Origin of the sequence: Rhizobacter sp., from assembly GCF_035702065.1 — a bacterium.
Taxonomy (GTDB): domain Bacteria; phylum Pseudomonadota; class Gammaproteobacteria; order Burkholderiales; family Burkholderiaceae_C; genus Rhizobacter.
In genome coordinates this window covers 1-6,545 of the sequence record NZ_DASSRA010000423.1, presented here as the reverse complement: position 1 = coordinate 6,545, position 6,545 = coordinate 1, and the positions used below count along the sequence as shown (strand labels likewise).

Sequence of the window (6,545 nt, the reverse complement as noted above, 5' to 3'; positions counted from 1 at the left end):
TCTATGCCAACGCCGCGCTGCAATGGGTGGGCGAGCACGAGACGCTGCTGCCGCGCCTGTTCAATGCGCTCGCGCCCGGCGGCGTGCTGGCGATCCAGATGCCCGACAACCGCGACGAGCCCACCCACCGCGCCATGCGCGAGGTGGCCGCACTCGCGCCGTGGGCCGGCTTCATCGGCGAGGCTGCGTCGGTGCGCACCAAGATCCTGCCGCTGCAGGCCTACTACGACCTGCTGTCGCCGCAGGCAGCCGAGGTCGACGTCTGGCGCACCGCATACCAGCACCCGATGGAGTCACCCGCCAAGATCGTCGAATGGGTGCGCAGCACTGGCCTCAAGCCCTTCATCGACCCGCTGGCCGAGGGCGAGCGCAAGAGTTACCTCGCCGAGTACGAGCGCCACATCGCCGCCGCCTACCCGCCGCGTGCAGACGGCCGCCTGCTGCTGGCCTTCCCGCGCATGTTCATCGTGGCACGCCGCAAGCCATGAGCCACGCCGTGCACCCCCGCCAGGCCCTGTTCGACAGCACGACCGCCGCGCCATCGCTGCCGGTGTGCGACCACTACTGCGGCGTCGAGGCCCGCATGCTCAAGAGCCTGCAGCTGCAGGCCGAGCTGGGCCCGGTGTTCGACATCACCCTCGATTGCGAAGACGGCGCGCCCGTGGGCGGCGAGGCCGAACATGCGCACCTGGTGGCTGAACTCGCCACCTCGTCGCGCAACGTGTTCGGGCGCGTGGGCGCCCGAGTGCACCCCTTCGACCACCCCTCGTTCGACGCCGACGTGCAGACGCTCGTCAAGCGCGCCGGTTCGCGCCTGGCCTACCTCATGGTGCCCAAGGTCGAGGGCTACGAGCAGGCCCGTGAAGCGGTCGAGGCGATCGACCGCGCACTGTGCGAACACGGCAAGGCGCGCACGCTCCCCATTCACGTGCTGATCGAAACCCACGGCGCGCTGCGCGAGGTCGATCGCATTGCCGCACACCCGCGCATCGAGTCGCTGTCGTTCGGTCTGATGGACTTTGTCTCCGCGCACCGCGGCGCCATTCCACAAGCGGGCATGAGCGCCAGCGGCCAGTTCGAGCACCCGCTGGTCGTGCGCGCCAAGCTCGAGATCGCCGCCGCCTGCCATGCGCACCTGAAGACGCCCTCGCACTGCGTGGTCACCGAGTTCCGCAAGCTCGATCTGCTACGCGATGCCGCGAAAAAGGCATCGCGCCAGCTCGGCTACCTGCGCATGTGGAGCATCCACCCCGACCAGATCCTGCCCATCGTCGAAGCCTTCGCGCCCACCGTGGCCGAGACCGACCAGGCGATCGAGATCCTGCTGGCCGCGCAAGCCGCCGAGTGGGCGCCGATCAGCCACCGCGACACCTTGCACGACCGCGCCAGCTACCGCTACTTCTGGCACGTGCTGGAGCGCGCCCAGCGCACCGGGCAGCCCTTGCCGGCGGCCGTCCGTGAAGCCTTCTTCTGCGAAGAAGCCGGAGGCGCCGCGTGAACTCTTGCACAGCACGGTTTTTCGACTTGGCGAGCAAATGTTTCTTGCGCCTGCGGCCCGATGGAACAGGCCCTAGCACGCTCCGCCTGTCGCGTGAGGTCGAGATCCGTGGCATCTGCGTGACTTCGCGCACGCACCGCTTTCGCACGTGGGCCTTCCATGGCGCGCCAAAGGTCGGCGCCACCACCGCGGCCGCTCTGCTCTTTTCACAAGAGTTGTGCAGTTTGTTGCAATCAGGGAATGGGCACTCGAAAGCCCAAGTGGGTGGCCTATCACAATCCGTGCGTGTTTCAACCCCACGGAGTGATTCCATGATTCGTACCGCCGTTTTCGCAGCCGTCATGGCTTTCGCTGGTGCCTCCGCACTGGCCCAGACCGCAGCACCGGCCCCTGCCGCCAAGCCCGCCGCCGCCAAGCCGGCCGCCGCAACCAAGAAGGCGGCCCCCGCCCCGGCCGACAAGCCGCTGCCTCCCGCTGACCAGGCCCAGCTCGACGCTGCCGAGCGCGCCTACTTCGGCAAGTACGAGTGCGACTTCAACCAAAGCATCGACGTCGGCCTGAACCCCAAGTACCCCGGCTACGTGGATGTCGTCTTCAAGGGCAAGACCTACACCACCAAGCCCATTCTTTCGTCCACCGGCGCGCTGCGGCTGGAAGACGTGAAGGGTGTCGGCCTGCTGCTGCAGATCGCCAACAAATCCATGCTGATGGACACCCGCCAGGGCGTCCGTCTGGTCGACGCTTGTACTCACGAGAAGCAGCGCGCCTTCATGGCCGCCCAGCCCAAGTAAGAGCTTCTTCTCCGAGTACCAAGCGAAACGAATCACTCATGTTCCAGCGACCAGCCCTTCCCCGACCTTCACCCGCTTTGCGGGTGGGGCCTGGGCTGGCTCGCAGGATTCTTGCTTCATTTCCCCTTCGCTTCGCATCACTCGGAGAACTCCATGCTTCAAGCCTATCGCCAACACGTTGCTGACCGAGCCGCCCTCGGCATCCCCCCGCTGCCCCTGACGGCCCAGCAGACCGCCGAGCTGATCGAGCTGCTGAAGGCCCCGCCCGCCGGCGAAGGCGAATTCCTGCTGGACCTGCTGACCCACCGCGTGCCCCCGGGCGTGGACGACGCGGCCAAGGTCAAGGCCTCCTTCCTCTCTGCCGTCGCCCACGGCGACGTGACGGTCGGCCTCATTTCCAAGGCCAAGGCCACCGAGCTGCTCGGCACCATGGTCGGCGGCTACAACGTGCAGCCGCTGGTCGACCTGCTGGACCACGCCGACGTCGCCGCCGTGGCTGCCACCGCGCTGAAGAAGACGTTGCTGATGTTCGACTTCTTCAACGACGTGGCCGCCAAGGCCAAGGCCGGCAATGCCAAGGCCCGCGAAGTCATCCAGTCGTGGGCCGATGCCGAGTGGTTCACCTCGCGCCCTGAAGTCGCGAAGAAGATCACCGTCACCGTCTTCAAGGTGCCCGGCGAAACCAACACCGACGACCTGTCGCCCGCGCCCGATGCCTGGAGCCGCCCGGACATCCCGCTGCACTACCTCGCCATGCTGAAGAACACGCGGCCCGACGCCGCCTTCAAGCCCGAGGAAGACGGCAAGCGCGGCCCGATGCAGTTCATCGAAGACCTGAAGAAGAAGGGCCACCTGGTCGCCTACGTGGGCGACGTGGTCGGCACCGGCTCCTCGCGCAAGTCGGCCACCAACTCGGTGATCTGGGCCACCGGCGAAGACATCCCCTTCGTGCCGAACAAGCGCTTCGGCGGCGTCACGCTGGGCGGCAAGATCGCCCCGATCTTCTTCAACACGCAAGAAGACTCCGGCGCGCTACCAATCGAGGTCGACGTGTCCAAGCTCGAGATGGGCGACGTGATCGACGTCTATCCGTATGAAGGCAAGCTCGAGAAGAACGGCCAGAAGATCGAGAGCTTCGCGCTCAAGAGCGACGTGCTCCTCGACGAAGTGCGCGCCGGCGGCCGCATCAACCTGATCATCGGACGCTCGCTCACCGGCAAGGCCCGCGAGTTCCTGGGCCTGGCCGCTTCCACCGCCTTCCGCCTGCCGCAGGCCCCGGTCGTCAGCACCAAGGGCTTCACGCTGGCGCAGAAGATGGTCGGCCGTGCCTGCGGCCTGCCCGAGGGCCAAGGCGTGCGCCCGGGCACCTACTGCGAGCCCAAGATGACCACCGTGGGCTCGCAAGACACCACCGGCCCGATGACCCGCGACGAGCTGAAGGACCTGGCCTGCCTGGGCTTCAGCGCCGACATGGTGATGCAGTCGTTCTGCCACACCGCCGCCTACCCGAAGCCGGTGGACGTGAAGATGCACCGCGAGTTGCCCGCCTTCATCAGCAACCGCGGTGGCGTGGCTCTGCGCCCGGGCGACGGCGTGATCCACAGCTGGCTCAACCGCCTGCTGCTGCCCGACACCGTGGGCACCGGCGGCGACTCTCACACCCGCTTCCCGATCGGCATCTCCTTCCCCGCCGGCTCGGGCCTGGTTGCCTTTGCGGCCGCGACCGGCGTGATGCCGCTCGACATGCCCGAATCGGTGCTGGTGCGCTTCAAGGGCCAGCTTCAGCCGGGCGTCACCCTGCGTGACCTGGTGCATGCCATCCCGCTCTACGCCATCAAGCAAGGCCTGCTGACCGTCGCCAAGGCCGGCAAGAAGAACATCTTCTCGGGCCGCGTCCTCGAGATCGAAGGCCTGCCCGACCTGAAGGTGGAACAAGCGTTCGAACTCTCCGACGCCTCGGCCGAGCGCTCGGCTGCCGGCTGCACGATCAAGCTCAACAAGGAGCCGGTTGCCGAGTACCTGAAGTCGAACGTCGTTCTGATGAAGAACATGATCGCCAACGGCTACGCCGACGCCCGCACCCTGCAGCGCCGCATCGAGAAGGTCGAGGCCTGGCTGGCCAACCCGCAGCTGCTCGAAGCCGACAAGGACGCCGAGTACGCCGCCGTCATCGAGATCGACCTGGCCGACATCAAGGAGCCGATCGTCTGCTGCCCGAACGACCCGGACGACGCCAAGTTCCTGTCCGACGTGCAAGGCACCAAGATCGACGAAGCCTTCATCGGCTCGTGCATGACCAACATCGGCCACTTCCGCGCCGCGGCCAAGCTGCTGGGCGGCCAGCGCGACATCCCGGTCAAGCTGTGGGTCGCCCCGCCGACCAAGATGGACCAGGACGAGCTGATCAAGGAAGGCCACTACGCCGCCTTCGGCACCGCCGGTGCGCGCACCGAGATGCCGGGCTGCTCGCTGTGCATGGGCAACCAGGCGCAGGTGCGCGAAGGTGCGACGGTGATCTCCACCTCCACCCGCAACTTCCCCAACCGCCTGGGCAAGAACACCAACGTGTTCCTCGGCTCGGCCGAGCTGGCCGCCATCGCCTCGCGCCTGGGCCGCCTGCCCTCGCCTGCGGAGTACCTGAAGGAGATGGGCATCATCGACGCCGACAAGGCGAGCGTGTACCGCTACATGAACTTCGACCAGATCGACGAGTACGTCGAGACGGCGAAGACCGTGGCGGCCTGATCGTCCAGCGCTGAAAGCAAAAAGCCCGCGGCTCCCACCGCGGGCTTTTTCTTTGGCGCCGCTGTTTGTGCCGCGGAAGCTCAGTCGATCGCCAGCGTGTACGCCCCAGACGACGAGCCGTTGCTGCCACTCACGAAGCGCACGCGCACGTAGTAAGTCGCCGTCGCACTGCCGTTGTTCTTGACGGATGTGCTGTCCACCTGCCCCGTGCCCAGCGTGCTGCTCGCCACCTGCGTGCCCGAGGCGTTGTAGATGTACAGGTCGTAGTTCGCGCCGCTCGGCGGCGTGAGCCGGGCACCCAGCGTGCTGCCGGCGGCGATGCTGACGCGGTAGTAGTCGGTGTCGAAGATGCTGGAGATCGCGCCCTTGACCGTACTGCCCTCGCTCACCGGCTGCGCGGTCGAGAGACTGTTGTTGGACTCCACTTCCGTCACCGTGGTGGGCGGCGGCGGCGGAGGCGGCGGATTCGTGGTGCCGCCTCCTGCGGCGACGACTGCTGCATAGGCGTTGACGATGCCGGCCCCGCACTGCGAGCAGGTTGACGGGAAGGCACGTGCCGAGCTCTTGAGCAGCGAGGCCACCTGGTCCGGCGTGAGCGACGGGTTGCGCGACAGCATCAGGGCCACCACGCCCGCCACGTGCGGCGATGCCATTGAGGTGCCCTGGTAGTAGGCATAGCTGTCGTTGCCCGGCGTGGTGCTTCCGCTGTTGAGCGTGGAAAGGATGCCGTTGGCCGAGCCGCCCGAGGTGTCGCCCCCCGGCGCCGCCACAGCCACCACCGAGCCGTAGTTGGAGTACGACGCCCGCCCGCCACTGCGGTTGGTGGCGGCCACGGCAATCACGCCCGAGCAGCCCGCCGGCGAGAAGCCCGATGCATTGGCATTGCTGTTGCCCGCCGCCACCACCACCACCGTGCCACGGCTGCGCGCCGAGTTGATGGCGTTCTGCGAGGTGCTGTCGCACGAACCGCTTCCGCCCAGCGACATGTTGATCACGCGCGCCGGGTTGGGGTTGGCGGGCGCGCCCGAAACGCTGCCGCCCGAGGCCCACACGATGGCGTCGGCGATGTCGGAGGTGTAGCCGCCGCAGGCGCCGAGCACGCGCACCGGCTGCACCTTGGCGCCGTAGGCCACGCCCGCCACGCCGCTGCCGTTGTTGGTGACGGCGGCGATGGTGCCGGCCACGTGCGTGCCGTGCCAGCTGCTGTTGTGCGACGAACTGAAGAGACCGCACTGCCCGTAGGTGGCGTAGTCGCCGGGGTCTCTGGCGTCGCTGTCGCGCGCACTGCTGTCGTTGCCGTTGGTCGTGTCGTTGATGAAGTCGTAGCCGCCGACGATGTTGGCCGCCAGGTCGGCGTGCGGGCGGTAGCCGGTGTCGATGACGGCCACCACCACGCCCGAGCCGGTGGACAGATCCCAGGCCGGGGGCAGGTTCAAGCCGCCAGTGGCCTCGTAGTAGTGCCATTGCTGCCCGTACTGGGTGTCGTTCGGCGTGGCCAGCGCATGCAGGAT

4 protein-coding genes and 1 pseudogene are annotated in these 6,545 nt (G+C 67.4%); 4 read left to right on the top strand and 1 reads right to left on the bottom strand.

Annotated features, from left to right (window positions below; all coding sequences use genetic code 11):
- The 4 genes and pseudogenes from VFL64_RS18705 to acnB form a co-directional block, all read left to right on the top strand.
- Positions 1-488 (top strand): annotated as a pseudogene (locus VFL64_RS18705) (trans-aconitate 2-methyltransferase); the annotation flags it as partial.
- The gene (locus tag VFL64_RS18700; protein ID WP_489541892.1) at positions 485-1,498 is read left to right on the top strand and encodes an HpcH/HpaI aldolase/citrate lyase family protein; all 1,014 of its coding nucleotides are present in this window, start codon (positions 485-487) and stop codon (positions 1,496-1,498) included. The pseudogene VFL64_RS18705 and the gene VFL64_RS18700, both read left to right, overlap by 4 nt.
- Positions 1,499-1,809: 311 nt before the next feature.
- Positions 1,810-2,289: a hypothetical protein gene (locus VFL64_RS18695; protein WP_489541891.1), complete on the top strand. Its 480-nt coding sequence runs from the start codon at positions 1,810-1,812 to the stop codon at positions 2,287-2,289.
- 153 nt (positions 2,290-2,442) lie between these two features.
- On the top strand, positions 2,443-5,034 hold the full coding sequence (gene acnB, locus VFL64_RS18690; RefSeq protein WP_489541890.1) for a bifunctional aconitate hydratase 2/2-methylisocitrate dehydratase: 2,592 nt from the start codon (positions 2,443-2,445) through the stop codon (positions 5,032-5,034).
- 80 nt (positions 5,035-5,114) lie between these two features.
- Here acnB and VFL64_RS18685 read toward each other — a convergent pair.
- Positions 5,115-6,545: S8 family peptidase (locus VFL64_RS18685; RefSeq protein WP_489541889.1), on the bottom strand; the 1,431-nt coding region annotated here is incomplete at its 5' end.